This window comes from Alteromonas sp. KUL17, assembly GCF_006538305.1.
Taxonomy (GTDB): Bacteria; Pseudomonadota; Gammaproteobacteria; order Enterobacterales; family Alteromonadaceae; genus Alteromonas; species Alteromonas macleodii.
In genome coordinates this window covers 42,861-68,768 of sequence record NZ_BJKJ01000019.1, presented here as the reverse complement: position 1 = coordinate 68,768, position 25,908 = coordinate 42,861, and the positions used below count along the sequence as shown (strand labels likewise).

Here is a 25,908-nt window from a genome sequence, read left to right as displayed (position 1 = left end):
CTCCCCTTGATTCTTAGCTCACATCAGCTTATAACTAGTACCCGTCATTTCCAAAAAGAATTCCTATGTCTGTCAAACACCCTATTATTGCTATAACAGGTTCTTCTGGCGCGGGTACTACTACCACGACCAACGCTATACGTCATATTTTCAGGAACTTAAGTGTTAATGCTGCGGTTGTAGGAGGCGATAGTTTTCACCGTTTTACCCGCCCGGAAATGGAAGTGGAAATTCGCAAAGCCCAAGAACAAGGCAGACATATCAGCTACTTTGGCCCTAAAGCCAACGACTTTGAGCTACTGGAATCCCTGTTTAGGGAATACGGCAGCTCGGGTACAGGACAGTTTAGACAATACCTTCACACATTCGATGAAGCCGTGCCTTTTAATCAAATGCCCGGCACCTTTACACCTTGGCAAGATTTACCCAAAAACACTGACTTGCTGTTCTATGAAGGTTTACATGGCGGTGTAAAAACGGAAGAAAATGACGTAGCAAAACATGTAGATTTACTGGTCGGCATGGTGCCGATTGTAAACTTAGAGTGGATCCAAAAAATTGTACGCGACACCACTGACCGAGGACATTCTCGTGAAGCGGTAATGAGCAGCATAGTGCGAGGACTGGACGACTATTTCCACTACATCACGCCACAATTTTCACGCACCCACGTTAACTTCCAGCGCGTACCAACCGTTGATACCTCCAACCCCTTCAGTGCACGGGAAATTCCAACCCAAGATGAAAGCTTTGTGGTTGTGCGCTTTAGACGGGAAATGAAGACTGTGGACTACCCCTACCTCCTTCAAATGATCGATGGCGCGTTTATGTCTCGCATCAACACCTTGGTTGTGCCCGGCGGAAAGATGGGCTTAGCCATGGAGCTCATTTTAACTCCGCTCCTTGAAGACATCTTAAATAAAAAGCGCAGAGCTGGTCATCAGATGGATTGGTTGAGCAGCGACGAGTAAGCCCAATATACATCGCTTCTATAGGCATATATTTAAAACAGTAAGTCGTAATGACTCATGCCCTGCGTCAATCTAGGTTCTATTCGGAATCTTTCTTGATTTAGTTTTTGACACAGCAGGCCCCTATTATGACCACAATTAAAAGCCAACAAATTTGGGTAGACCAGCAAAACCTTGCCAACACTAACGTTGTTTCCCGCGATATAAACATCAGCGACTTACAGCAAGACGAAGTATTGCTTGAGACAGACAGCTTTGGCTTTTCTGCCAACAACATCACCTATGCTGCACTGGGGTTTTAAAATGGGCTATTGGGGCTTTTTCCCTGCAAAGAGTGATAATGACGTTGATGAAGCGCATGGCTTCGGTATTGTGCCCGTTTGGGGCTTTGCTACCGTTAAGGCATCTTGTCATAGCGATATCAAAGTAGGTGAAAAGGTGTTCGGCTACCTGCCTATGGCTAGCCATTGGGTGATAAAAGCTGGAAAAGTTGCCCCTCACGGCTTTTCAGACATCCACGAAAAACGGAAAAGCATTAGCCCTGTTTACGATCAATATCTTCGCTGTGCCGCCGACCCCGGCTACGACAAAAACCGCGAAGCATGGCAGCTTAATTTTAGACCCCTTTATATGACTTCGTTTGTTCTCGATGACTATGTGGCAGAGAAAGCAAACAATGAAACCTTACTGTTGTCGAGCGCTTCGAGTAAAACCGCATTGGGTACAGCGCAACTACTTAAAGACCAGAAGGCCTCTCGAAACGCAAGCTATAAGGTGGTTGGGCTAACCTCGAAACAAAACGTGGATATGGTAAAAGCGACCGGCTGCTACGATGAAGTGTATAGTTATGACGAACTCTCAGCCCTAAGTAGCGAAGACAATAGCAGTCAAAGCAGCGATGCGCGCTACTGGCTGCTTGATTTCGCTGCCAACGGTACGTTGATTAATGACCTTACCAAGCAGCTTGGCGATAGCCTGAGCGACGTTACACTCATTGGTGCGACAGATTGGAAAGCCCAAGAGAAGCCCAACCCCAAATTGCTCAATGCAGAGATATTTTTCGCGCCAGCTCGCGTGAAACTGCGCCAACATGAATGGGGGCACGAGGCCTTTTTGGCAAAATACGCCAGTGCATGGAAACGCTTCGCAGAGAAAGTGAGCGATCAGTTTTATGAGCAATCGCACCGCGGAGCTGATGCTATAACGCAGTTATATTTAGAAACGCTTAATGGAACGGCGCAAACAAAAGCCCTTAACGTCGTCACTTTTGATTAGCGCCCCTTAAGGATTACAACTTGAACTGCTGGTGTGTTGTTGCAGCGCCTACGTTATAAAGCTTCTCACCAATATGTAGTTCACTATAAGCTCAGTGGGGAGAAAAGCGTAATGGCTTCCTCCTCGTTGGAGTCTGCAAGGCTTTTGCTGGGCCTTTGCTGGCTCTTTCTTTACATCTAAGTTCGACAGACCTAGACACTATTTGTAACAAACATCCCCAGCCTTTTACGCTTTTCTCGCTTTTGTATTTCACATCTTGTGGTTATAGTGAAACAAAAGTAAAACGAAAGGTATGAGTATGGGTCAGGAAACCTCTAAAATTCTCGTTGTTGATGATGACATGCGTCTGCGCAGCCTATTAGAGCGCTATTTGCTCGAGCAGGGCTATCAAGTTCGCAGTGCGGCTAACGCAGAACAAATGGACAGACTGCTTGAGCGCGAGAATTTTCACTTAATGGTTTTGGACCTTATGCTACCTGGCGAAGACGGCTTATCTATATGCCGCAGATTGCGCCAGCAAGAAAACGACATGCCCATTATTATGCTTACTGCAAAAGGCGATGAAGTTGACCGTATTATCGGCCTTGAAATGGGCGCAGACGATTATTTGCCTAAACCATTTAACCCACGCGAGCTACTAGCACGCGCTAAAGCGGTATTGCGCAGACGCAGCAGCGAAGCGCCGGGCGCGCCGTCTAAAGATGTGCAAATTGTGGAATTTGGCAATTACAAACTGAACCTTGCCACCCGAGAAATGACAGCTGGCGATATACCTTTAACCCTGACAAGCGGTGAGTTTGCGGTATTAAAATCTCTGGTTACTCACCCCCGCGAGCCATTGTCGCGAGACAAACTGATGAACCTAGCGCGTGGTCGCGACTACAGTGCACTAGAGCGCAGTATTGACGTTCAGGTTTCGCGCTTACGAAGAATGCTTGAAGAAGACCCTGCCAACCCTCGCTATATTCAAACAGTATGGGGATTGGGGTACGTATTCGTGCCTGATGGCGAACAAGTTTAGCACCTATGGCTGATACGGCGGGCTCTACCCGTCTTTGCCAGTGCGCAAATGAAGTATGTTTACTCATGACTCCTAATTATGCGTTTACCTACTGCCATTCCAAACACTGGCTTATGATTCAAAGCGACGGCATGTTATGCGTTTAATTCCAAAAAGTGCATTTGGCCAAACCGTCATGCTTATTGGCGTGCTGTTGCTTATTAATCAGATTGTGTCCTACATCTCTGTTACCTATTACTTTATTCAGCCCAGCTACCAACAAATTAACAGCTTATTGGCCACCCAAGTTAAATCTGTGCTCGCCAACGATTTGCTAGTGACTAACCAAGAAACCCGCGACCGCTATTTTCAAAAAACCCAGGTACAGGTCTTTGACGAAAGCGTTGCCAAACAGAATGGATTAGAGAGCGCGGTATACTATAGCTATATTTCTTCTCAGGTTAGCGAGCAGCTCCGGCAGCTTGCAGATGTGCGCATTAGCACCACCACACAGGCCAGTGACGAAAATGCGCCATACATTGTGTGGATATCCCTGAACCGCTACCCAGATACGTGGATCTCTATTCCTATTTCAGGACTTAACGAAGCGAATATATCCCCTCTGACTATGTACTTAATGGTAATTGGCATATTGAGTGTGGCCGGGGGCTGGTTGTTTGTAAGACGCATGACTCGCCCGTTGTCAGCCCTGCAAAAAGCAGCAATAGCGGTGGGTAAAGGCGAGCACCCGGCGCCGCTTCGCGAACAAGGCAGCACCGAAATGATTCAGGTTACTCGGGCGTTTAACCGCATGAATCAGGGTATTAAGCAGCTTGAAAATGACCGAAATATTATGACAGCAGGTATTTCTCACGACTTGCGCACACCGCTTACCCGTATTCGCCTAGCCTCAGAAATGCTACCGGAAGATCAAGATTGGATAAAAGACGGTATTGTAAATGACATAGAAGACATGAACGCCATCATCGATCAGTTCATTGACTATGCGCGCTACGACACCGAAGAAGTCACTCAAGAAACTGATTTAAACGCGATTATTGCAGAGCTGGTACAAGCCAGACATTTAGACGACAAGCACCACATCGAACTCAAACTCAACGCCATTCCTCCGCTGTCACTTCGGCGAATTGCAATGAAACGCGTGATCGACAACCTCATCGAAAATGCTTTCAAGTACGGCTCGGACGATATTGCAATTAGCAGCTTTTACAATCGTCACGAAAAGCGCGTGTATTGCAAAGTACGCGACTTTGGCCCGGGAATACCGGAAGCGGAGCTCGACGGTGTATTCATGCCGTTTGCACAAGGCGACAAAGCCCGCAATTCGTCAGGTTCAGGCCTTGGCCTTGCCATAATAAGGCGAATTGTAGAAGCTCACGATGGTGAGGTGACGTTGCGAAATCATCCTCAGCAGGGCTTGGTCGCAGAGTTTTATTTACCGTATCAAACCCATTAAGCCCAAAAACACTACACGGATTAATGGTATGGCCCCTCTCCTCCCATAAAGGCTTCAAATGAGCCAAGATAGAGTTGCTCAAATCACTATCAAGAAGGAGAAGGTCACATGAGTAAGGTAACAATAGGTCTCGATATCGCCAAGTCTGTTTTTCATTTAGTTTTTATGAACCAGTCAGGCAGAGTGCTCAAAAAGAAGAAGTTAAGGCGTCACCAGATGTTGTCCTATTTTAGTCAACTGGAGCCGTGTATTGTAGTGATGGAAGCCTGTGGAAGTTGCCATTACTGGTGCAGGGAATTGACGAAAGCCGGGCATGAAGTCAAAGCGATAGCACCCAAACCAAAGATAAGTAAATAAACTAAAACAGGGAGCCTATCAACATATTGCAAAAAGACAACGTAATGATGATTAACGGTTCATAACCGTCTTGTTCAAATCAGTTAATACCAAGGGCCTTCGAGGCCGCCGGATTGATGAGACAACAAGATGCGAACAACCATCAAGGCTAGAAGTCAAATGACTTCACGAAAAAGACGAATATATGGCAGCAATGAATCACGTTAATATATCAACACGGTGTCTTGCAATCGGAGAGGGTCCATATATGGTATTGTCCGTGTACAAATATGTTGCGCACGGTCCTAGTCGAATTTTTTTGCCGAAAGTAAACCAAATCTTTGCGTTCACTGTTAAAGTAGGTTGGTCAAATTAAAAGAATAACTTTGGAGTTCCCTTGAAAGCACTCATTGCCCTTACCAGTATTGTTGGTTTTTTAATGGTGGTGTTACCTGGACCGCTATATCAGTTCGCAGGTGTTAGTTTAGGTACTGCATTCACCTCACTTCGTTTCGGTGTGTACGTAGGCGGCGCGGCGTTGATACTGATTATTCTACAAGTATTGATTAATCGGAAGAACGTGAGTTGGGGTAGTACATTTATATGTGCTGTTCTCGCGTTAGTAGCCGTTGGCATGCCCGTTAGCATGATGAGTAAAGCGAGCGCCGTTCCTCCAATTCACGACATAACCACCGACGTAACTAATCCACCTGAGTTCGTTGCTATTGCGCCACTTAGAGAAGGCGCACCAAATTCAATTGCTTATGAAGGTGGTGATGTTACCAAGCAGCAGCTTGAAGCCTACCCAGAAATTAAAACTCAGCTACTTCCTCAACCTATAAATGAAGTGTACATGGCTGCCGAAAAAGCTATCGCGGCACTGGGTTGGGAGCGAGCAAGCGAAGGCGCATTACCCAATACGCTAGAAGCAACCGAAACAACAACTTGGTTTGGCTTCAAAGACGACGTGGTCATTCGATTAACCGCAAAAAGCGATGATACGCTTGTCGATATTCGCAGTAAGTCGCGAGTAGGTAAAAGTGACTTGGGCAAAAATGCTGAACGAATTGAAATCTTCATGGCAGAGCTAAGAAACCAGCTTGGTTATCAATAAGTACGCCAACAAATAGATTAAAAGCGAAAGCCCGCTAGTTAATTACTAGCGGGCTTTTTAATACTTTGACTTCGTTAAGGTGTACAGTCGTAATTAAATCTAGCGCCCTCTAAATCAAAGCCATTCCCTATACTAGTGAGCTAACTTAAGAACCACTACGCCTGCCACAATAAGCGCAACGCCAAAATATCGGGCTAACGACGACGGGTCGCCATAAAACATTACGCCAACTAAAAATGTGCCCGCTGCACCTATACCCGTCCATACGGCATACGCTGTACCGATAGGTATTTGTTTTTGTGCCATCCACAGGCAAAAACCGCTGGCAGCCATAAACCCTATTGCAAGTAGAATTCCTATGACGCGAGTTTCCGCTTCTTGCGACAGTTTAAGTCCCACGGGCCAACCAATCTCTAGTAAGCCCGCAACGATTAAATAAATCCAGCTCACTTGTACATCCTCAAAATTACTTGTTTTGGCTTATCGGTAAAGTATACCTGCAAGGTTTTAAGATGATATTCAATGCGTCTTAGCATGTTGCGATTCAGCGTTTTCTCACTAAAGGCTTGCCAACTGAATGCTCACCATTCCTAGTACCGCAGCGTTTAAACGGTTGAACCAGCGCCAAAACTTAGGGCGCTGCATATGATGTGCAAAACGCGCTGTCAGGGTACTTAAACCTATGAACCACACGACAGATGCGCCAATCGCACCACCAACGAACCACCATTTATTTTCCTGCCACTGGCTCGCCAAGTTCCCCATAAGTAACAAAGTATCTAGATAAAAATGAGGGTTTAACCAGGTTACCGCTAGCGCAATAAGCAAAGCCTTTTTGAAAGACAGTTGCTTTTTTGCCATCTCCAGAACAAGCGCATCGTTAGCTAAAGAAGACTTTATTTTGTTAAACGCTATCCACAACAAAAAGGCTACGCCAGCCCATTTGGTAACGGTTACCAGCATTGGATACTCTTGCAACAACAACCCGAATCCCATAGCGCCTAAGCTAATAGAAATGGCATCGCTTAAAATAAACAGCAAAACAAATAGAGAGGTCCATTGTCGTTTCATCGACTGCTCGATCAGAAAGCTGTTTTGCGCGCCTACCGCGATGATAAGGGTACCGCCCATCACGAAACCACTAGTTGCTGCCGCCAACATGATAAATGCCTCTTAGAATAAATAATTAAATAAATAGCGTGTGTGCTTTTTGCTTGGTTTTTATAGCTGCCCTTTGCCGCTTAACATCGGCATGAGTATCCAAGCAAACATTTGAACTGGCGCTATTTTATACACCTTGCGTTACTTAATTAAATTAATGATACTTGTATTGAATAAGCAAAATTAATAATTTTAACGTTCATTTCACAGGCTTCATTCAAAAATGTTAGATTACGACGCGCTTAGATGCTTTCATGAAGTATTACGCTATGGCGGTTTCGAAAAAGGTGCACAGGCCTTAAACCTCACCCAATCTGCGGTTTCGCAAAAAATTAAACGTCTCGAACAAAGCGTGGGCGGGCCAGTTATGGTGCGAACAAAGCCACTTCGGGCAACGCCACTGGGAAAAGAGCTGCTGGCACATATACAGAAAGTGAGCGTACTAGAAGAAGCCCTTAACATTAAAAGTGGTTTAGAAGCTTCAGCTGCTCCTATCAGCGTGGCGGTTAACAACGATGTACTTGCCACTTGGTTTTCGCAAGTTATGGCGGCGTTTAGCGATAAACGGGCTAACCCCGTGCACATCGTCAATGCAGACCAAACACAAACCAGAGACATTCTTCAGCAAGGCCGCGTTATGGCATGTATCAGTCAAACGGGCACACCCGTTACGGGTGGCCAGTCTGTAAGATTAGGCACCATGCGCTATCAGCTTTACGCGTCACCACGCTTTATCGAGCGATACCTTCACAAAGACGTATCGCCTGAAAATGTCATGAAAACACCAGGTCTTTTGTACGATGAGTACGATGTTACGTTACTTACTGACTATCAAAGAGAATGCCTGCATATGGCCCCATCGTTTGCCACATGTCATTGGTACCCGTCGTCGCACGGCTTTGTGAAAATGGCGTTAGACGGTGTGGTGTGGGCGCTGCTTCCCACGCTACAGGTTGCACAAGAAGTGAAAGAAGGTGAGCTCATTTCGCTATTCCCCGACAAAGAACTAGGCGTCCCTCTTTTTTGGCACTGGACTACGCTAGAATCGGCCGCCCTAGCCGATCTGACCAAAGCCGTAAAACAGGTTGCCAAGGCGCAATTAAAATAACACCCTATTAAGGGTTAGCAGTGCATTGGGCAGATTTATGTTTCTCTTTCACGCTGTACATCAACTCGTCGGCTTTAGTTAATAAGCTCGATAGGTCTTTACAGCGCTCTTTTGTGATGTAAGCACCTACACTTGCTGTTGCGTTTATAACAACATTCTCCGTTCTTATATCTCGCTCTGCCAAGCTCTCTTCAATACGGGCAGCCAGCCGCTCGGCCTGACCTTCACTGTAACAGTGACTTAATACCACAAACTCATCCCCACCTAAGCGACCAACGGCATCTTGCTCTCTACATCGGCTCATTAAAATTTTAGCAATAACTTGCAAAACCTTGTCTCCCGCGTGGTGTCCATACTGATCATTAATCTCTTTAAATTTATCAATATCAATGAAAAGTAATGTCAGATAGCCGCCCTCTTTGTTGAAGTTATTCAACAGCGATTGCGCTACCCCCTCCCAGCCACTGCGATTCAATACTTTACATAGCGAGTCAGTCGATGCCCGTTTAAATGCACTTAGCCTGTCATCATCCAGTTTTTTCACTTTTCTCGATGTGGCGATGGCGAAAATAAAGGCCTCGATAGTAATACCCACTATAAGCGCATATCGGTACATGAATGCCGATACGTCTACGAAAACCAAACGAAAAAGCATTGTAAAAACCATAACGGCTATGCCAAGCATGACCAAATTTGCGCAATGTACCTTGCGATACGCGGCATAGACACATGCAGATAAGGTGCACGTCATGGTTATAAGAGTGATCAAGCTCAGCATACTGTTTATTTTCATAGCATCTGAAACTGGAAGGATAAGCTGAACAACTGAAAACGCGAGTGCTGCGCAGGCCATTCCAAGCATAAATTGGCGCTGCCACCCTTTTAGTAGCGCTTTGAAATCAAGTAGCTGGTCTAAAAACTTCACCCCTGCAAAGACAGTTATCCCTGCAAATAATAAATGCAGTTGAAAGTTTGCAAGTAGTGCAACTTGCGGAAAGACTATGTTTAAAAGCCCTTCTTGCAGTAGAAAGAACACACCCGCGCTGAAAACGTAAAAACTGTAAGAATAAAAACCGTAGTTTTGCATGCTGGTTCCCAGCATGCCTACATATATGGTTAGCGCTAAACAGAAACCAATAAATAAGCTCATAGTAAGCGTGTGAACCGATACATATTTTTGAAAGTCACTGAGCGGCGTTACTTTTAACGTCACGCTACGTTCCACCTGTGCATTAATATCAAGGTATAGTCGGTCATTTGAACTGTCGATCGCATAGGCTTCAAACGCGCTAGGTAACCGTTGAACTTTGCGCATTTCACTGTCGTAGAGCTGGTTATAGATTATATAGTTTCGCGGGAAATAAAGGATGTGTTGCGCATCTATGTTGCATATCAACCTGAGACGCTGATCGCCTGATTGCAGCATCATAGTAGAAGAGTGAGGATCTGCGCTATCTTCTAAGTAACATTTAGCAAGCGAGTGGGAACTTGCTGCACATAAAAAAAAGGCCGATAAATAAGCGAATAAAATTACGTGACACACACCATGTCATAGATTTGCTTCCTACTGGTACCGCAGCCAAATCCGTTTAGCAAAAATATCCTTGTACGGCTATTACACTAAGATAAGTATGCTTGGTTATATTAAGGTATGAAAAACCAACACATATTAAGCTTAGTTTATAAATTTTAGTTCGCTTAAAAAAAATAACCCCTTGTGCACAAAAAATTAACATTGGAAGAATATAGAACGTTCTTTTACAGTCCTCCGAGAGATTTACCTTTAAGAAATTTTGAAGTGAAAACGCCTACTTCACAAAGTAGGTTGATAGGTATACTTTTATTTAACGTCGTTCAATGGCAGGTATTGCGAAGTAAGCATCTAAGTCTGTTTCTTTTAACGCATCAAGTTTGCGCTTTCTTTCAGCTCTTTCGTTTATGGTTTCCCCGAACACTTCTATATGCAAATCAGCAATTAGGGCCCTACCTTCTTCTTTGCTGATCAAGCCCATTAATTCGCCGGCGTGCATGAATCCTTGAACCCGATATTTTTCTGCCTCTACCTTTTTGCCTTCCTTGCTCGCGTTATAAAGGCTCACAAGTTGAGTTCTACAAGCGTTAACAAATATGTCTTTTTCATTCTTATTTTGCATTCGCGCATCCCTTTTATTAAGCCTTTATACCTTAACGATATTTGATCGTTTTAGATACCGCCATCAAAGCTAACTTGGCGTCGCGTTACCATCGCCATAACGCAATTCAAAAATAGCTACAACTAAAGTTCATTGGTGAGAACGCCATATACCACCTACGCTTTATCAAGTGCTGGAAGTGTAACTTTCAGGAAGTCACAGACAGACGTAAGCGAGCATCAAAATGCGAGTAAAAATAGCCCTTGGAATGGTCACAGCCATGGCGTTTGCTCCCCTTGTTACAGCTAAGGGGGCGGCAAAAGGAAATGCTCATCATTGGGAAACGTCACCTCATCATTTATCGGCACTAGTAGGTACCACTTACACAAAAGAGTGTGGCAACGCGTTCACTTTGGGCATCGATTATGAGTACCGGCTAAGCGATTTCTTAGGTGTGGGATTTGTTGCTGAATACGCCTTTGAAGACTTAGACGCTTATACCTATTTACTCGTCGCCGACCTTCACATTACTAACAATTTTATTGCCCAAATTGGCCCTGGCGTTGAATTTCACGGCAGCCATAAAATGGAAGTAGCTCGGTTAGGCTTTTTATATGAGTTTGAAGTGTCAGGTTTTACCATCTCGCCACAGCTTCATTACGACTATCATCGAAACCACAAAAGTGCAGTTGTTGCTGGGTTAGCAATTGGAGTGTCGTTTTAAACCACCTGCCCAGCTGCCCAACCGCTGCTCCAAGCCCACTGAAAGTTAAAGCCGCCGAGCCAACCGGTAACGTCAACCACTTCACCTATGAAGTAAAGGCCTTCGACGTTCTTGGCCATCATGGTTTTTGACGAAAGTTCGTTGGTATCTACGCCGCCAATGGTGACTTCCGCTGTTCGGTAGCCTTCAGTGCCGTTTGGCTTTATTTGCCAATTTTCGAGCGTGTCAGCAATAGCATCACATTCGCCGTGGGTGAGCTGTTTTACCGGAACATTGCGCCAGTTATGATATTCGATAAAGCTTTGCACCATCCGCTTAGGGAATACTTTATTTAAACACGTAGCAAGTAAGGCATCGGGGGTTTCAGCGCGCGCTGTTTGCAAAAGCGCCGTAGCGTCGTCATTGGGTAGCGTATTAATGCTTAAACTGTCACCTGACTCCCAATAACTTGAGATTTGCAGCATAGCAGGGCCGCTCAAACCACGGTGGGTAAAAAGCATCGCTTCTTTAAACGTGGTGTCGTTACAACTAGCATATACATCAACTGCGATACCGCTAAGCTCTGCCAGTGTGTCTTTGTCTTTATCGTGTAAGGTAAAGGGCACAAGTGCGGCGCGTGTGGGTAACACGTTCAGGCCGAATTGCTCGGCAATTTTGTAACCAAATGGCGTCGCCCCCAGCTTTGGCATACTTAAACCACCGGTCGCGATAACTAAAGACTCACAGCTATATTCGCCGTTCGAAGTAGTTAGTAAGTACCCTCCTTCAACCTTTTCTACGCTTGTAATTTCACAGCGAGTAGTAATGGTAACGGCTGATTTTTTACATTCGTTAAGCAATAAATCGACGATATCTTTGGCGCTGTCGTCACAAAACAATTGGCCCAAAGTTTTTTCATGGTAGGCAATACCATGCTCGGCAACCAAGCCAATAAAATCCCATTGGGTATAGCGACTTAGTGCCGACTTACAAAAGTGAGGGTTTTGCGATAAGAAATTGGCGGGTTCTGCGTACATATTGGTAAAATTGCAGCGCCCACCCCCTGACATAAGAATCTTGCGGCCTACTTTTTTGGCATGATCGAGCACTTCTACGCTGCGACCTCGCGCGCCTGCCTGTGCCGCGCAGAACAGCCCTGCTGCACCTGCTCCAATAACAATAACATCGCGCTTAATCACTCTGTATCCACCTTACATCAAGCCAAAAAACTCACGCGCATCGTAGCGCAGGTTAAGAGTTCGGGATTATACGTAATAAGCCATGCTGCACAACGCAAAGCCGAATCTTACTGCAAATTTAATCTAGTTCTTTAGTAGAAAATTATGGATTTTAATACTTTTTAACAATACTAAAGAAATTTTAATTCCTCTATAAATACGCCCCAGGATTGAGGTGCAACTCAATTTGAACGAATAAACAAACGAACAAAACATCGCAGCTACTTCACAAATTACAGAGGATTGTATCCATGGAAGAGTTCTTAGCGTCACTTGATATTAACCAATACCTGCCAGCCGCCCTGGCGTGGGCCACGAACATATTACTTGCTTTGGCAATTTTAATAGTTGGCCTGTGGGTAGCGAGCAAGGTGTATAGCGCTATTGTCGCTATTGCTAATAGCCACCCTCAACTGGATGACACCCTTTTTAAGTTCTTTGGTAGCGTAGCGCGCTATACCATTCTTGCTTTTGTTGGCATAGCGGTACTAAATCGCTTTGGCGTTCAAACCGCGTCTATTATTGCGCTGTTAGGTGCTGCCGGTCTTGCTATTGGTTTAGCACTTCAAGGCACACTTTCTAACCTAGCTGCGGGTGTAATGCTGCTTATCTTCCGCCCCTATAAAGTTAATGACTTTGTCGATGCCGCGGGCAAGTTCGGTAAAGTAACTGAAATCGACTTGTTCACCACTATTTTGCAAACCTTCGATAATAAGCAAATCATCATTCCAAATAGCCAAATTTGGGGTGAGCAAATTGTTAACCACTCTCACCATGAAATTCGCGGTGTAGATATGACTTTTGGTATTGCCTACAACGAAAACATTGATGCCGCTCGCGCTGTTATCGATAAAGTGTTGGCAGACCACCCGCACGTACTTAAAGACCCAGCGCCATTTGTTGAGGTATCTACCCTTAACGATAGCTCGGTAGACTTTATTGTGCGTCCATTCTGTCATGGTGAGCACTACTTCGACATTCTGTTCTCAGTGCCAGAACAGGTGAAGAAAGCGCTAGATGAAGCGAATATCGAGATTCCATTCCCGCACCGCAAAGTGATTGTGGTAAACGAGAACGCGTAGTCTTATAGTGCGCGGGTAAAAATAACGTCCTAGTAAGCAAAAGGGCAGCCGATAGGCTGCCCTTTTTATTTTATATTTTCAGTCAGTTATGAAACCATTTACGCTTTAGTTTTTTCTGGGAAACACTGCCAAAGGGTGCGTAGTAATTAACTGAACGAACGCACGAGTATGTGGCTTAATGGCGTTTTCATGGCTTACGCGTACTTTTAGCTCATCACCGCTGTCTAGCATAACTGCATAAAGCCGACTTTCGCCTTCGTAGCGTACCCATTCAACCGTACAGTTCGTTTCACTAAGTGTAGCATCTAAGCTTAAATCGTCAGGGCGTACCAACAAGTCTACGTTGCCGCTTGCACCTTGAAGCGGTGTGCCTGGCACATTACCAATATCAGTAACCACTGTTTTGTCTGTATTTGCTGCGCTGCTATCGAATGTGGCACTTAAGAAGCTCGCCTCGCCCATAAAACGCGCCACAAAACGGCTGGCAGGAGAAGAGTAACAGGCTTCAGGTGTGTCTAATTGCTCAAGCACACCTTTATTAAGTATACCCACTCTATCGCCAACACTTAGCGCCTCTTCTTGATCGTGCGTTACCCAAATAGCAGGCACACCTGCTCTTTTTAAGGCATCGCGAATTTCCCAGCGCAAGCTGTCTTTTAGCGCAGCATCAAGGTTTGAAAGGGGTTCGTCTAGCAATACAAAGGACGGCTCGTGAGCTAGCGTTCTTGCTAGCGCAACGCGCTGCTTTTGACCGCCAGAAAGACGTGCAGGTTTTGCATCGCGGAAGTTATCTAAGCCTAATAATTGAAGCCAATGATCGGCAAGCTTAGTGTCTTTTAAACGAAAGCAAACGTTCTGCTGAACGGTAAGATGAGGAAACAACGCAAAGTCTTGAAACACCATACCCACGTTACGCTTTTCAGGCGGAACATGTTTGTTTGCTGTACTTTCCCATTCACCTAGGCTCATAGCACCTTCTGAAATAGGAATAAGCCCAGCCAACGCTTGCAAAATGGTGGTTTTACCGCAGCCGGTTGGCCCCACCAGCATCAGGATTTCGTCTTGTCCAAGCTCAAGATTTAACTTGTCGACAACGCGGGTAGACCCATAATTCACAGACAAATTATTTACACTAAGCATTACGAACGATCATCCTCGGTAACGGTAAACTGGGCTTTTCTTTCGCCCGACAGCATGAGAATTAACCCCACACCTGATAATAAAACAAGTAAAAGCCCTGGCACGGCTGCGCGGCCAAAGTAACCTGCTTCGTAAACTCGCCACATATAGGTAGCTAAGGTTTCAAATCCTGTAGGTCCTAACATAAGCGTTGCAGGTAGTTCGCGCATGGCTTCTAAGAACACAAGCGCTGCACCCGCAATCATACCACGAAGGGTTAACGGCAGCGTAATTCGCATAAATGCCTCACGCGGGCTAGCGCCCAGCACGCGAGCAGCTTTTACCAGACCTGAATCAATATTCTCAGCCGTACTTCTTACACTTCCCACAGCAAGTGGGATAAAGCGCAGTACATAAGCCATCACAAGCAGACTTAACGTTTGATAGAGCGCGGGCAACTGCAGGCCAACATAAACAAGGGCTGTCCCCATTACGATACCCGGAACCCCAAAGCCAAAATAAGTAATGCGCTCCATAAAGCGTCCAGCTTTTCCGGCAATAGCGGCGTGAGCTACCGGAATGGCGAGTAATACAGCAACAATCGCTGCAATAAATGACGCATGAGCTGAGTTCCACGCATAGCTAAATTCAAAACCGCCGGCGCCTTCTCGCACTAACCACAGCGTAAAAATAGCAAGGGGAAGCACAATAGCCATAAATACCACCGGCATAGTAGCCAGCAACATTAGGTTTCGCTGCCAGCGAGCAGGAAACAACGATAAATGCTTACCTGGGCGCTCTTGAGCGCCACTAATACGACTTTCTATAAATAGAATAAGCCCAACAATAACCATTAGCTGAAGGCTCAGCATGGCGGCTTGACTAAGACCGAAGGCGTTATACTCAACAAAGATAACGCGGGTAAAGGTGTCGAAGCCCATTATTGCAGGCGTACCAAAATCGGATAACGCATAAAGTGCAGCAAGGAGTGCCCCTGCGGCAACGCTATTCACAACACGCGGTAAAACCACTCGCCATAAGCTTGCGCCTAAGGTTAACCCTAGCGTGCGCGCCGCGTTAACCAAGCTTGCATCTAAACTCAGTAAGCTTGAACGGGTTGTCATCATTACAAAGGGATAAGTATAAAGGCTCATGACCAGCGCAGAGCCCCAAAGGCCGCTTATAGGTGGAGTGCTAATTCCCAGTACGTTTTCAATTTCGCCACCTGTGCCAAATGAAAAGTACATCGCAAATGCGCCAATGTAGCTGGGTAGTGCCAATGGCGCAGCAAGCAAAATAAGCCAGAACCGCTTAAACGGCATTTGCACATAGGCGGTTAAAAAGGCAAGCGGTACACCTATAAACACCGAGCCAATGATAGTCAGTACAACAAGCGAAATTGTGTTGCCTAAAACGCGGAGGTTATGGGTATCGAAAAGCTGCGCACTATCTTGAGCTAAAGAAAACAAAACGCCGACGGGCAATAAAGCCATCAGCGCAATAAGTAGTGCCAGTGGATACGACTTTGGCCAGTTTGTCACAGTACGCCAACTTCCCTCATCAGGTTAAGTGTTGGGCGTAAATCAGCCAGTTTACGAAGGTCCATTTCTGGTGGCGAAAGCGTACTTAAATCCGCTAAGCCTTGTGGTGGTTCAACTCCTTGAACCAGAGGGATTTCGTAGGCTTCGCGAGCAAGATAAGACTGTACTTCGTGCGACAGCAGATATCGGATAAAGTTAACCGGCAAATCACCGTCGCTCAACGCAACAATACCTGATGCGTTCACTAAACAGCCCGCATCGCCTTTGCTGTAAGCAAGGGCCACATTCGCGTTCGGTTTACCCGATTTAAGGCGCAGGGTGTAGTAGTGATTCGCAAAGCCGATATCGACTTCACCACGTTCAACGCCCATCACTACACCAAGTTCACCTGCGTACTTTTTCGAGTGCTTATTAATGCCTTTAAGCCATGATTTAGTGGCTTTATCGCCCTCTAAAATGCGCATTGCAGTGACAAAAGACTGAAATGATGAGTAGGCTGGCGCCCAGCCAATTTTTAAATCGCTGTCGGCTAATGCCATCACGCTTTCAGGGATTTGCTCCGGTTTAACACGCTCAGTGTTATAAGGCAGTGTACGCACACGACCTGTTACCGGTGACCAGCTCGGATACTGAAAATCTTCACGCAGCTGCGCAGTAAGGTCGTCTGGCAACGGCTTAGCCGCGCCAGCATCAGTAACCATGCCAATCGAGCCCGTGTCTACGGCCCAGAAAAGGTCGGCGCGTTTAACGCCTGCCTTAGTCTCAGCTACGATGGTGTTGGCCAATGCCGCAGAGCCGCCGCGTCTTATTTTAAGATTAAGCTTTGGATTGCGCTTTTCGATGGCCTTAAGAACATTCTCGTACAAGCCGCCTTCACCACGACCTAAGTAAAGTGTGAGATCACCTTCTAATTTAGGCAGTGACTCAACTGACACACTGCCTGTTTGTGTCATAGCGTGAGCAAAACTAAACGGCAAACCAGATAATGCACCGGCCGCTGCTAAGCCTTGTAAGAATGTTCTACGTTGCATACACCTTCCTTAAAATACGTCTTTACGACTTTGTTCTACTTCAACCAAAAGTACGCGAGCGCGGTCAAGTTTGGTCTGCATAGACTCTACGACCTTACGAACTGAATCAACGCCAGTGTCTTTTGAGATAGCTTGTGGAAGCGTTACGTTAAAGTCTTTCTCCAAGTCTTCAACCAAAGCTGCGTTTTTCGCAATCAAGTCACCTTCCACACCTTCAAATCGTTGAAGGTAAGTATCGTGAACGAGTGTAGTTGCTACTTCGTGAAGCTGTTCCGCGTACTTAGCAACTACACGATCAAGACGTGTTTTAATATCGTCGATAACTTCAGGGCCTGTGGTAGGTTCTTTTTCGGTAGTTTGAACCTTGTTCACTAAGCCTTTCTTTTGATACTGGGACGCAAGTTTAACTGCGCCTAACGCCTGCCACAAGGCATGATTTAGCTTCTCTTGCTCTACGCGCACGTCTGCAACAGGCTTGCCTTCATCAATGGCGACTTTCACACCATAAATACCTTGCCAAATAGAGGCGTAAATAGGCACATACTGGGTTTCAATAGCAGAGTGAAAATCCACCTCTTCCCAATACTCAATCAGTGCATCGGTCTTAAGCGATTTATCTTTTGCTTCATACGCATCAACAACACTGCCAAACTTGCTTTCTAACCAATGTACCTCTTCCGTATATTCGCCGATGTGCGCGTGAAGATTGTTCACGTGATCGCCAATGGCACCGTTAGCAAGCGCCTGAGAAGATAGCATCGAGAAAGTGACCGCAGAAGCCAGTACCAAAGCACTCATTTTTTTCAGTGTTGTTGTCATAATTATTCCTAAAACGTTTGTCTTTTCACGCAAATGATACTTATTATCATTAAGCAAGTAAAGGTAACTGAACGAGCCCACATGCTAAGTAACGTAGTGTGTTAGCCCTTATTTTTTCTGCACTTTCGACAAAGAATACTACATGTTAGTTCATTAACCTTCACTGAACGTACTGATATTCAACGCTATTTACAGAGCGCCAGATCATACATAGGTTACATTTTAATGAAAATGGCAACCAAGTATACGCTTAACTAAAGAATACCAAGCTGCATAGATAGTTGCCCACTCAGAAGCTTGCCAGACCTTCTCGAAGGGCGAGTAATTAACTATGCGGACTGGTATGAACGAACCTTCACAAACATCTAAACGAAAAGAGCCCGCAACCTTAGTTGCGGGCTCTTGAGATTATTAACGCCGTAGTTTCGGTCTTACAGGCTATCTAGCATGGTTTGCGCATCGCTAACGTCGAAACGACCTGGGTCTTCAACGTTTAGCTTTTTCACTTCGCCATCTTCCACAAGCATGGAATAGCGTAACGAACGCAAGCCGCCGAAATTGCCCGTGCTCATGTCTAAGCCAATTTGCTTGGTAAAGAAACCATTGCCGTCTGCCAGCATTATGATCTCTTCAGCGTTGCTCGCTTTGCCCCATGCATCCATAACAAATGCATCGTTCACGCTTAAGCAAATAATACTATCAATACCTTTGGCTTTAAGCTTATCGGCAAGCGCTACATAGCCCGGTAAGTGGGCTTGAGAACAGGTCGGTGTAAATGCACCGGGTACCGCAAACAATACAACGCGTTTATCCGAAAACAGTTCGTTCGTTCCTGGGTTGGTTATTTCGCCGTTTTCTAAAAGGCTAAAATCTACTTCAGGCAAAGTGCCCCCAACTTGTATCATGCTACTCTCCTAGATTTTTTTGACACAAATACACATCAAATCTGTGCTTTTTGCTTTCAATAGCCATTGATGCTTTTATTCCTGCCAGCACGTCTGCACTGTTTGGGCGTTTCACCACTACCCGGTGCGTGGCTAGCTCTAGTGCTGGCGGTAACAGCGCATCTGCATCTGGGTCATGACCAAGCAGTTGCTGAAACAGCCGCATTTCCTTTTTCACCAAGGCTGACTTCTTTTTGTGTGGGAACATGGGGTCTAAGTAAATAGCGTTCACATTCTCACCAGTGAAGTATTGCATTACCTCAGCACTATTTCCATGTTGAAGCGACATTTTAGCTGCAAGTTCCGGAAAACTAAGCGCTAATCTGCGAATACCATCTTCAAGCAAGGCGGCAACCACGGGCGATCGCTCTATCATAGTGACCTTGCAGCCAACGCTTACCAATACAAAGGCATCACGACCTAGCCCAGGCGTTGCATCCACTACGTGCCATGCTTCATTGCCTTTAAGACCAATGGCCTTAACAATGGGCTCTTTGCGCCCACCGCCGTGCTGCTTGCGATACAAACTAGCCGGCGAAGCAAAATCAACCTCTACCGGATTCACTTTTTTCTCACCTGCGTCGGCAAGCCCTAGCACGCCGTTTTGTACCTGCAAATACAAGCCCTCGCTAGGCTTTTCACTGCTGCTAACAACAGGAAAACCCCACTTTTTGCTGATTGCACTAATTAATGCAGCGTCATCCCTATTGGTGTCATCACAAATAATTAAAGGCACATGATTAAGCATGACCGTACTGCTCCTTATGCCCTATCCATCTATTAATGATGGCTTGAGCGTGAGAGGGGTATTTGTCCCAAAGGGTATAGGCAATTTCCTGAACCTTAGGGATAAGAGCGGCGTCGCGTACTAGGTCTGCTATTTTAAGCTCGGCCATTCCCGTTTGCTTAGTACCCATAAATTCACCCGGGCCACGAATTTCCAAATCGCGCTGGGCAATATAAAACCCGTCGTTAGATTCGCGCAATACGCCAAGGCGCTGAGTAGCGGTTTTCGATAGTGGGCTCTGGTACATAAGTACACACTGACTTTCTACCGCACCACGCCCTACTCGGCCTCTAAGCTGGTGAAGCTGCGCTAAACCCAATCGTTCAGCGTTTTCAATGATCATGATGCTGGCATTAGGCACATCTACGCCTACTTCAATAACGGTAGTCGCTACCAATAAATCCAGCTTTCCGTCTTTAAAGTCGGCCATAACCTGCGCTTTTTCTGCAGGCTTTAAACGCCCGTGTACCAAACCAACGTGTAAGTCTGGCAGCGCGGTACGAAGGGTAACCGCAGCGTCTTCTGCTGCCTGACACTCCAACACTTCCGACTCATCAATTAGCGTACACACCCAGTAAGCTTGGCGGCCGTTTTCTTTACAGGCCTGACGTACGCGCTCTATCACATCGGCGCGGCGTGTATCGGGTAATACCACGGTTTGCACCGGTGTTCTGCCTGGTGGCAACTCATCAATAACCGAGGTGTCTAAATCGGCATAGGCTGTCATGGCCAACGTTCTTGGAATAGGCGTCGCCGTCATAATTAGCTGATGAGGGTAGCGACCTTGCCGTTCGCCTTTATCGCGCAGGGCCAATCGTTGATGTACGCCAAAGCGGTGTTGTTCATCCACAATAACCAGCGCTAGCTGCTGGTAATTTACGCTTTCCTGGAAGATGGCGTGAGTACCCACCAACATTTGAATATCGCCAGCTTCTAAGCGGGCTAATACTTCATTGCGGGCTTTGCCTTTCAGCTTGCCGGCAAGCCAACCTACTTCAATACCTAAAGGTTCTAGCCAGCCACGAAAGTTATTGGCATGCTGTTCAGCCAACAGCTCAGTAGGTGCCATTAATGCTACCTGATGCCCTGCACCAATGGCTGATAGCGCGGCCAGTGCCGCAACTAAGGTTTTGCCCGACCCTACATCGCCTTGTACAAGGCGCATCATAGGCCGCGCATGCTGCATATCTTTTTGAATATCTTCCACTACCCGAGCCTGTGCCCCCGTTGGTGAGAATGGCAGTTGAGCGAGCATTTTATCGATAAGCGGCTGATTCACCTTAATAGGAATACCAGGCTGCGCGTCAGATAGCTTGCGTACTTTCAACACACTTAGGTGGTGTGACAATAACTCTTCCAAAATTAACCGATACTGAGCAGGGTGCAGCCCCTCTTCCATTTCGTGTACGTCTACATCGGGTGGTGGGCGATGCACCAAATGAAGCGCCTCATTAAGGCTAATTTGGTCATCGTAAATGCCGTCGGGCAGTAAGTCGGCCAGCGCGCCTTTATCTAGAAGTTTTAAGGCTTGATCAGTTAGATTACGAAGGGTTAACTGCTTAACACCGTCTGTGGTGGGGTAAACTGGCGTTAGTGATTCTTCTGATGGTGGCGCGTCTTCATCCACTAATTTAAATTCGGGGTGCATCATTTCAATGCCCCACTTTCCAGTACGTACTTCTCCGAAACAACGCACCGTGTTTCCTGGCGTCATAATAGACCGCTGCACTGCACCAAAGTGGAAAAAGCGTAAGGTTATGGTACCCGTACCGTCGCTAAGCTTAACCACTAGCATGCGCTTCTTTCCGTACTGAATGTCGGCGCTCATTACCTCGCCCTGCACGCTTACATGGGTAAACGGGCGGCACTCTGCCACGCTATAAATACGTGTTCTGTCTTCGTAGCGGTGAGGAAGATGAAACAGAATATCTTGAAGGGTAAACAAACCTATTTTGTTAAGCTTTTCTGCCACCTTTGCGCCTACGCCTTTAAGCGCAGTAATGGGTGTAGTGGCCAGTGCTTGCATCAAGCGATATCCTTCTTTTGGAACATTAACTATTTAACCTTTGAATTGGCACAAGCTGGTGTTATTCAACGTGTTATAGGAAAAGAAGTGTAAAGGATTGTTGAGGGGTTGGCGAGTACGCTTTAGGCCAGTTTTTTACGCTGGCCCCTATACAAGTAAGAGCAAAACTAAAAGTGCAACCAATAGGTTAGGCCCTAGTCGGCCTCTAGCGCGTTTGCTTCTGCTTTTGTGATCTGCATTTCTTTCCACCAGCTATCGTCGGCCTCCACTTCACCAATGGCGTTAATAGCAGGCAAAGGCAAACCTTTACGTTGGCAAAGTTTATACAAACGCGGGTAACCATTTTGAAAGGCCAATGCTTGGCACTCTTCTTCTGGTAACTGCTGGGTGTTATACATACCTGCAATAGTACGTTGGCGCTGGGCTTCGTAAAGTACTAGCGCTGCGGCTACCGATACGTTCAACGACTGCACCATGCCCATCATAGGAATAACAATGTCATGGTCGGCAACGGCTTTCGCCTCATCAGAGGCACCGTATTTCTCTTGACCAAACAGAATAGCCGTAGGCTTGGTGTAATCAATATCACGAAAATCGACAGCGGTATCAGATAAGTGGGTTACCAGCACCTGCATGCCTTGGCCTTTTAGTTCAGCCATCGCGTCGTTGATATTATCGTGATTGGTTTGACGCACCCATTGTTGGCTGCCCATAGCGGTGCCGCGACGGAACTGGTATTTCTTTTCCCACACGGTGTGAACGCGATGAATACCCACTGCATCACAGGTTCTCACTACTGCAGATACGTTATGCGGCTTGTGTACATTTTCAAGGCAAACCGTAAGATCAGTTTGCCTTCTTTCCAGCACTTGTCTTATGCGCTGGTAACGCTCAGGTGACATGGCTTACTCCGGCAGTTCCATTACACCATCAATTTCAATTTGTGCACCTTTAGGCAATGCCGACACCTGAACGGCTGCGCGTGCTGGGTAAGGCTTGGTGAAGTAACGACTCATAATTTCATTAACCGTTGCAAAGTGACCTAGGTCGATAAGGAAGATGTTCACCTTCACTAAGTCATTTGTAGTGCCGCCCGCAGCGTCACACACCGCTTTAATGTTCTCAAAAACTTGTATAGCTTGCGCTTCAAAGTCGTCAGAAACCATTTCCATAGTTTCAGCAACAAGAGGAATTTGCCCTGAAAGATAAACGGTAGTGCCTGCTTTAACCGCTTGGCTGTAAGTACCAATAGCAGCAGGTGCCTTATCGGTCTGAATAATAGACTTAGACATAGTAGTTCCTAAATAGTGTAGTAATTAGTGTCGTGATTGACTATGACGAGACACTCTTTGAACTTCCGGCATGGTACGTATTTTCTTCATTACGCGAGCCAAGTGCACACGGTTGTGCGTGGTAAGTTCAAGGTCAATAAAGTAGATATTACTCTCTTTCTCTTCAGTTTGCAGACCAATGATATTGGAATCGCACCCTGAAATGGTGTTCGTTAAAGTTGCCAGTGTGCCCTGATGGTTAAACAACTCTATACGCAGTGACGCTTTAAATTCGCCTTGCGGGTTGTCGTCCCACTGCATGGGCAATACGCGTTGAGGTTCTTCTCGCGTAAGCTTGCGAATATTGTTACACCCAATTTGGTGAATAGTCATACCGCGACCGGGGCTTAAAACCGCTACAATTTCATCGTCTGGAATAGGATGGCAACAACGAGAATAGTGAACAAGCAGGCCTTCTGTGCCGCGAATAGCCACATTACCTTTCTTGTCTGATAAGTCTGTTGTGCTTTCACCTAATAAACGACGCGCTACAATTGCGCTTAGCTCGTTACCAAGGCCGATATCTACTAGCAAATCGTCAAAATTAGCATGCTTAGTTTCGGCCACCACACGTTCGATATCTTCGTTTGGAATATCGTCTAGTTTAACGCTGCCTAACGCATGACGAAGTAGACGGTTACCCATGTTCACCGCTTCTTGAGAGTGCTGTTTACGCAGATACTGACGAATACGTGTTCGCGCTCGAGCGCTCACCACAAAGTTTAGCCAGTTCGCATTAGGCTTCGCTTTCGGCGAGGTAATAATTTCCACGGTTTGACCGTTTTCAAGCGGCTTGCTTAAGCTAAAGTTTCTGCGCTCTACGCGCACACCTACGCAGGTATTACCTACATCAGAGTGTACCGCGTAGGCAAAATCAACGGCGGTTGCGCCCATTGGCAACTCGATAATACGTCCGTCTGGTGTAAATACGTAAATTTCATCAGGGAACAGGTCGGTTTTTACCGATTCGATGAATTCAAAGGATGAGCTGGCCGATTGCTGAAGCTCAAGCAGGCTTTGCATCCACTTGCGCGCTCGAAGCTGTGCAGTGGTGCCATTATCGCCAGGCTCTTTGTAAAGCCAGTGCGCCGCCACTCCTTTGTCTGCCATTTGGTCCATTTCCTGGGTTCGAATTTGAATTTCCACAGGAATGCCGTGCGGGCCAATTAATGACGTATGCAACGACTGATAGCCGTTGGTTCGAGGGATAGCGATATAATCTTTAAAACGGTTTTCAATAGGCTTGTACAGCCCATGCATAGCACCGAGGGCGCGATAACAGTTATCTACCGATTGAACAACGATGCGAAACGCATAAATATCCATTACCTCATTGAACATCAGTTCTTTGTTTTTCATTTTGCGGTAAATGGAATACAAGTGTTTTTCGCGACCCAGTACATTCGACTCAATTTGATAGGCGTCTAAACGAGTGTTCAGCTCTTCGCGAATGTTTTCGATAATTTCTTTACGATTACCGCGGGCCTGGCGCACAGCAGACTTTAGTGCGCGATGACGCATAGGATACATGGCCTGAAAACCTAAATCTTCAAGCTCATTTTTAATGTCGTGAATACCCAAGCGGTGGGCGATTGGCGCGTAGATTTCTAGCGTTTCTAACGCAATGCGGCGGCGCTTGTCTGGTCGTAATGACCCGAGCGTGCGCATGTTGTGCGTGCGATCAGCAAGCTTGATAAGAATAACCCTGATGTCTTGCACCATGGCCATCATCATTTTACGGAAGTTCTCCGCCTGCGCTTCCTGTTTAGTGCTAAACGCGAGTTTATCTAGCTTACTAACACCTTCTACCAGTTCAGCAACGGTATCGCCAAAAGCTTCGGCTAAGTCTTCTTTGCTGTAATGGGTATCTTCAATAACGTCGTGAAGGAGTGCCGCCATGATCGTTTCGTGATCAAGGTGCATGTCAGCCAAAATACCGGCAACTGCAACTGGGTGAGTAATGTACGGATCGCCGCTTGAACGCATTTGTCCGTCATGCGCTTCTTGCGCAAGCACAAAAGATTCTTGTACCAACTGAACGCGGTCGGCTGGTAAGTACTCTAAAACTTTCTGCTTTAAACCTTCAAACAAATACACAGTGAAGCGTGACCCTTATCTAACGTTACAACCCTAAGAATACGTTTAATTGTGCAAGAAGCCAATACGCCAAAAGTAAAGCGCCAGTGCTTTTTTCAAAGCACTGGCGCTAAAATACCGATAAAACCGTTAAAAAGAGGTTTTATTGATCAGATAGGATGTTTGCTACTGATGCAAATTCAGCATGTTCTTGCTGCTCTTGAGCTTGAAGTTCTGCTTGTTCAAGCGTAGCAGCCGTTACCAAACCTTCTTCAATTTCACGAAGTGCTGTAACAGTTGGCTTATCGTTTTGAACGTCAACCATAGGATCTTTGCCTTCAGTGGCAATTTGACGTGCACGGCGTGCAGCAACAAGCACTAGGTCAAAGCGGTTACCAATTTTATCTACGGCATCTTCTACAGTTACGCGAGCCATGTATTTCTCCGAAAATTAGGTTGAGCAAGTTATTCAAAAAACGGCCGCGTAGTATACACAGATACGTAGCGCGATCCTAGCGTTTTGTTTGAATTTGAAGCAGTCAGATCGCAGAGCGATCTTGTAATTAATGGGGTATTATCCCTAGCTTATGCAATACATACAAAAAGATCGTAGCGCGTGTAGCTCTTAAAAGTGACT

Annotated in this window: 24 protein-coding genes and 1 pseudogene; 9 read left to right on the top strand and 16 right to left on the bottom strand. The window is 46.1% G+C overall.

Annotation, left to right across the window (positions count from 1 at the left end; translation table 11 throughout):
- The first annotated feature begins 65 nt into the window (after nucleotides 1-65).
- The 6 genes and pseudogenes from KUL49_RS15505 to KUL49_RS15480 all read left to right on the top strand — a co-directional run bounded on the left by KUL49_RS15505 (nucleotide 66) and on the right by KUL49_RS15480 (nucleotide 6,173).
- The gene (locus tag KUL49_RS15505) at nucleotides 66-971 is read left to right on the top strand and encodes a phosphoribulokinase (protein ID WP_014951296.1); all 906 of its coding nucleotides are present in this window, start codon (nucleotides 66-68) and stop codon (nucleotides 969-971) included.
- A 128-nt stretch (nucleotides 972-1,099) separates the two neighbouring features.
- Nucleotides 1,100-2,246, top strand: a pseudogene (locus KUL49_RS15500) (DUF2855 family protein).
- A 298-nt stretch (nucleotides 2,247-2,544) separates the two neighbouring features.
- Nucleotides 2,545-3,267, top strand: coding sequence for a two-component system response regulator OmpR (ompR, locus tag KUL49_RS15495; RefSeq protein WP_131137872.1), 723 nt, complete (start codon nucleotides 2,545-2,547; stop codon nucleotides 3,265-3,267).
- Between the two features lie 136 nt (nucleotides 3,268-3,403).
- Nucleotides 3,404-4,723 (top strand): two-component system sensor histidine kinase EnvZ, encoded by a 1,320-nt coding sequence (envZ, locus tag KUL49_RS15490; protein WP_014951299.1) that lies wholly within the window; start codon nucleotides 3,404-3,406, stop codon nucleotides 4,721-4,723.
- Between the two features lie 108 nt (nucleotides 4,724-4,831).
- Nucleotides 4,832-5,080, top strand: a complete 249-nt coding sequence (locus KUL49_RS15485) for a hypothetical protein (RefSeq protein ID WP_131137871.1) — start codon at nucleotides 4,832-4,834, stop codon at nucleotides 5,078-5,080.
- 376 nt (nucleotides 5,081-5,456) lie between these two features.
- A complete protein-coding gene (locus KUL49_RS15480; protein ID WP_131137870.1) occupies nucleotides 5,457-6,173 on the top strand; it encodes a DUF1499 domain-containing protein in 717 nt (238 codons plus the stop codon).
- A 132-nt stretch (nucleotides 6,174-6,305) separates the two neighbouring features.
- Here KUL49_RS15480 and KUL49_RS15475 read toward each other — a convergent pair whose 3' ends face one another.
- Together KUL49_RS15475 and KUL49_RS15470 are read right to left on the bottom strand one after the other, a co-directional pair.
- Complete coding sequence (locus tag KUL49_RS15475; protein ID WP_131137869.1) at nucleotides 6,306-6,623, bottom strand: multidrug efflux SMR transporter; 318 nt, start codon at nucleotides 6,621-6,623, stop codon at nucleotides 6,306-6,308.
- Nucleotides 6,624-6,731: 108 nt separating this feature from the next.
- Nucleotides 6,732-7,334 (bottom strand): LysE/ArgO family amino acid transporter, encoded by a 603-nt coding sequence (locus KUL49_RS15470; protein WP_071816653.1) that lies wholly within the window; start codon nucleotides 7,332-7,334, stop codon nucleotides 6,732-6,734.
- Nucleotides 7,335-7,557: 223 nt separating this feature from the next.
- Between KUL49_RS15470 and KUL49_RS15465 the strand changes: the two genes are divergently transcribed.
- Nucleotides 7,558-8,442, top strand: coding sequence for an ArgP/LysG family DNA-binding transcriptional regulator (locus KUL49_RS15465; RefSeq protein ID WP_131137868.1), 885 nt, complete (start codon nucleotides 7,558-7,560; stop codon nucleotides 8,440-8,442).
- 7 nt (nucleotides 8,443-8,449) lie between these two features.
- On the opposite strand, the gene KUL49_RS15460 is transcribed toward KUL49_RS15465, so the two are convergent.
- Both KUL49_RS15460 and KUL49_RS15455 read right to left on the bottom strand, forming a co-directional pair.
- Nucleotides 8,450-9,757 carry a diguanylate cyclase gene (locus tag KUL49_RS15460; protein ID WP_242633852.1) on the bottom strand — a complete coding sequence of 436 codons (1,308 nt, stop codon included), beginning with the start codon at nucleotides 9,755-9,757 and terminating at the stop codon, nucleotides 8,450-8,452.
- A gap of 529 nt (nucleotides 9,758-10,286) precedes the next feature.
- Entirely contained in the window at nucleotides 10,287-10,595 is a 309-nt protein-coding gene (locus tag KUL49_RS15455; RefSeq protein WP_131137867.1) for a hypothetical protein, read from the bottom strand.
- 223 nt (nucleotides 10,596-10,818) lie between these two features.
- Between KUL49_RS15455 and KUL49_RS15450 the strand changes: the two genes are divergently transcribed.
- The gene (locus KUL49_RS15450) at nucleotides 10,819-11,298 is read left to right on the top strand and encodes a hypothetical protein (protein WP_131137866.1); all 480 of its coding nucleotides are present in this window, start codon (nucleotides 10,819-10,821) and stop codon (nucleotides 11,296-11,298) included.
- On the opposite strand, the gene KUL49_RS15445 is transcribed toward KUL49_RS15450, so the two are convergent.
- The gene (locus KUL49_RS15445; RefSeq protein WP_131137865.1) at nucleotides 11,295-12,476 is read right to left on the bottom strand and encodes an NAD(P)/FAD-dependent oxidoreductase; all 1,182 of its coding nucleotides are present in this window, start codon (nucleotides 12,474-12,476) and stop codon (nucleotides 11,295-11,297) included. The genes KUL49_RS15450 and KUL49_RS15445 overlap by 4 nt on opposite strands.
- Nucleotides 12,477-12,766: 290 nt before the next feature.
- On the opposite strand from KUL49_RS15445, the gene KUL49_RS15440 reads away from it, so the two are divergent.
- Nucleotides 12,767-13,597 carry a mechanosensitive ion channel family protein gene (locus KUL49_RS15440; protein ID WP_131137864.1) on the top strand — a complete coding sequence of 277 codons (831 nt, stop codon included), beginning with the start codon at nucleotides 12,767-12,769 and terminating at the stop codon, nucleotides 13,595-13,597.
- Nucleotides 13,598-13,702: 105 nt separating this feature from the next.
- Here the strand turns inward: KUL49_RS15440 and KUL49_RS15435 are convergent, their stop codons facing one another.
- The 11 genes from KUL49_RS15435 to rpoZ all read right to left on the bottom strand — a co-directional run bounded on the left by KUL49_RS15435 (nucleotide 13,703) and on the right by rpoZ (nucleotide 25,707).
- Nucleotides 13,703-14,737, bottom strand: a complete 1,035-nt coding sequence (locus KUL49_RS15435; protein WP_131137863.1) for an ABC transporter ATP-binding protein — start codon at nucleotides 14,735-14,737, stop codon at nucleotides 13,703-13,705.
- Nucleotides 14,737-16,257, bottom strand: coding sequence for an iron ABC transporter permease (locus tag KUL49_RS15430; RefSeq protein ID WP_131137862.1), 1,521 nt, complete (start codon nucleotides 16,255-16,257; stop codon nucleotides 14,737-14,739). Before KUL49_RS15430 ends, KUL49_RS15435 begins: the two co-directional genes overlap by 1 nt.
- Nucleotides 16,254-17,288 (bottom strand): extracellular solute-binding protein, encoded by a 1,035-nt coding sequence (locus KUL49_RS15425; protein ID WP_131137861.1) that lies wholly within the window; start codon nucleotides 17,286-17,288, stop codon nucleotides 16,254-16,256. The genes KUL49_RS15430 and KUL49_RS15425 overlap by 4 nt, the downstream gene beginning before the upstream one ends.
- A gap of 9 nt (nucleotides 17,289-17,297) precedes the next feature.
- Nucleotides 17,298-18,107, bottom strand: coding sequence for a hypothetical protein (locus KUL49_RS15420; protein ID WP_131137860.1), 810 nt, complete (start codon nucleotides 18,105-18,107; stop codon nucleotides 17,298-17,300).
- Nucleotides 18,108-18,538: 431 nt separating this feature from the next.
- On the bottom strand, nucleotides 18,539-19,012 hold the full coding sequence (locus KUL49_RS15415; protein ID WP_014947810.1) for a peroxiredoxin: 474 nt from the start codon (nucleotides 19,010-19,012) through the stop codon (nucleotides 18,539-18,541).
- Between the two features lies 1 nt (nucleotide 19,013).
- On the bottom strand, nucleotides 19,014-19,799 hold the full coding sequence (locus KUL49_RS15410) for a class I SAM-dependent methyltransferase (RefSeq protein ID WP_131137859.1): 786 nt from the start codon (nucleotides 19,797-19,799) through the stop codon (nucleotides 19,014-19,016).
- Nucleotides 19,792-21,864 carry an ATP-dependent DNA helicase RecG gene (recG, locus tag KUL49_RS15405; RefSeq protein WP_131137887.1) on the bottom strand — a complete coding sequence of 691 codons (2,073 nt, stop codon included), beginning with the start codon at nucleotides 21,862-21,864 and terminating at the stop codon, nucleotides 19,792-19,794. Before recG ends, KUL49_RS15410 begins: the two co-directional genes overlap by 8 nt.
- Before the next feature lie 194 nt (nucleotides 21,865-22,058).
- The gene (gene trmH, locus KUL49_RS15400; RefSeq protein WP_131137858.1) at nucleotides 22,059-22,766 is read right to left on the bottom strand and encodes a tRNA (guanosine(18)-2'-O)-methyltransferase TrmH; all 708 of its coding nucleotides are present in this window, start codon (nucleotides 22,764-22,766) and stop codon (nucleotides 22,059-22,061) included.
- 3 nt (nucleotides 22,767-22,769) lie between these two features.
- Nucleotides 22,770-23,156, bottom strand: a complete 387-nt coding sequence (locus KUL49_RS15395; RefSeq protein ID WP_014947807.1) for a RidA family protein — start codon at nucleotides 23,154-23,156, stop codon at nucleotides 22,770-22,772.
- A gap of 24 nt (nucleotides 23,157-23,180) precedes the next feature.
- Complete coding sequence (spoT, locus tag KUL49_RS15390) at nucleotides 23,181-25,292, bottom strand: bifunctional GTP diphosphokinase/guanosine-3',5'-bis pyrophosphate 3'-pyrophosphohydrolase (protein WP_039226917.1); 2,112 nt, start codon at nucleotides 25,290-25,292, stop codon at nucleotides 23,181-23,183.
- Between the two features lie 142 nt (nucleotides 25,293-25,434).
- Complete coding sequence (gene rpoZ, locus KUL49_RS15385; RefSeq protein WP_014947805.1) at nucleotides 25,435-25,707, bottom strand: DNA-directed RNA polymerase subunit omega; 273 nt, start codon at nucleotides 25,705-25,707, stop codon at nucleotides 25,435-25,437.
- Nucleotides 25,708-25,908: the final 201 nt, after the last annotated feature.

Coding starts and splice junctions, on each gene's coding strand:
- recG (WP_131137887.1), bottom strand. CDS start 21,864: ATGCAAGCACTGGCCACTACACCCATTACTGCGCTTAAAGGCGTAGGC.
- KUL49_RS15420 (WP_131137860.1), bottom strand. CDS start 18,107: ATGACAACAACACTGAAAAAAATGAGTGCTTTGGTACTGGCTTCTGCG.
- trmH (WP_131137858.1), bottom strand. CDS start 22,766: ATGTCACCTGAGCGTTACCAGCGCATAAGACAAGTGCTGGAAAGAAGG.
- KUL49_RS15440 (WP_131137864.1), top strand. CDS start 12,767: ATGGAAGAGTTCTTAGCGTCACTTGATATTAACCAATACCTGCCAGCC.
- KUL49_RS15415 (WP_014947810.1), bottom strand. CDS start 19,012: ATGATACAAGTTGGGGGCACTTTGCCTGAAGTAGATTTTAGCCTTTTA.
- KUL49_RS15485 (WP_131137871.1), top strand. CDS start 4,832: ATGAGTAAGGTAACAATAGGTCTCGATATCGCCAAGTCTGTTTTTCAT.
- KUL49_RS15425 (WP_131137861.1), bottom strand. CDS start 17,288: ATGCAACGTAGAACATTCTTACAAGGCTTAGCAGCGGCCGGTGCATTA.
- KUL49_RS15450 (WP_131137866.1), top strand. CDS start 10,819: ATGCGAGTAAAAATAGCCCTTGGAATGGTCACAGCCATGGCGTTTGCT.
- rpoZ (WP_014947805.1), bottom strand. CDS start 25,707: ATGGCTCGCGTAACTGTAGAAGATGCCGTAGATAAAATTGGTAACCGC.
- envZ (WP_014951299.1), top strand. CDS start 3,404: ATGCGTTTAATTCCAAAAAGTGCATTTGGCCAAACCGTCATGCTTATT.
- KUL49_RS15460 (WP_242633852.1), bottom strand. CDS start 9,757: ATGCGCAAAGTTCAACGGTTACCTAGCGCGTTTGAAGCCTATGCGATC.
- KUL49_RS15505 (WP_014951296.1), top strand. CDS start 66: ATGTCTGTCAAACACCCTATTATTGCTATAACAGGTTCTTCTGGCGCG.
- KUL49_RS15435 (WP_131137863.1), bottom strand. CDS start 14,737: ATGCTTAGTGTAAATAATTTGTCTGTGAATTATGGGTCTACCCGCGTT.
- ompR (WP_131137872.1), top strand. CDS start 2,545: ATGGGTCAGGAAACCTCTAAAATTCTCGTTGTTGATGATGACATGCGT.
- KUL49_RS15455 (WP_131137867.1), bottom strand. CDS start 10,595: ATGCAAAATAAGAATGAAAAAGACATATTTGTTAACGCTTGTAGAACT.
- KUL49_RS15395 (WP_014947807.1), bottom strand. CDS start 23,156: ATGTCTAAGTCTATTATTCAGACCGATAAGGCACCTGCTGCTATTGGT.
- KUL49_RS15465 (WP_131137868.1), top strand. CDS start 7,558: ATGTTAGATTACGACGCGCTTAGATGCTTTCATGAAGTATTACGCTAT.
- KUL49_RS15470 (WP_071816653.1), bottom strand. CDS start 7,334: ATGTTGGCGGCAGCAACTAGTGGTTTCGTGATGGGCGGTACCCTTATC.
- KUL49_RS15410 (WP_131137859.1), bottom strand. CDS start 19,799: ATGCTTAATCATGTGCCTTTAATTATTTGTGATGACACCAATAGGGAT.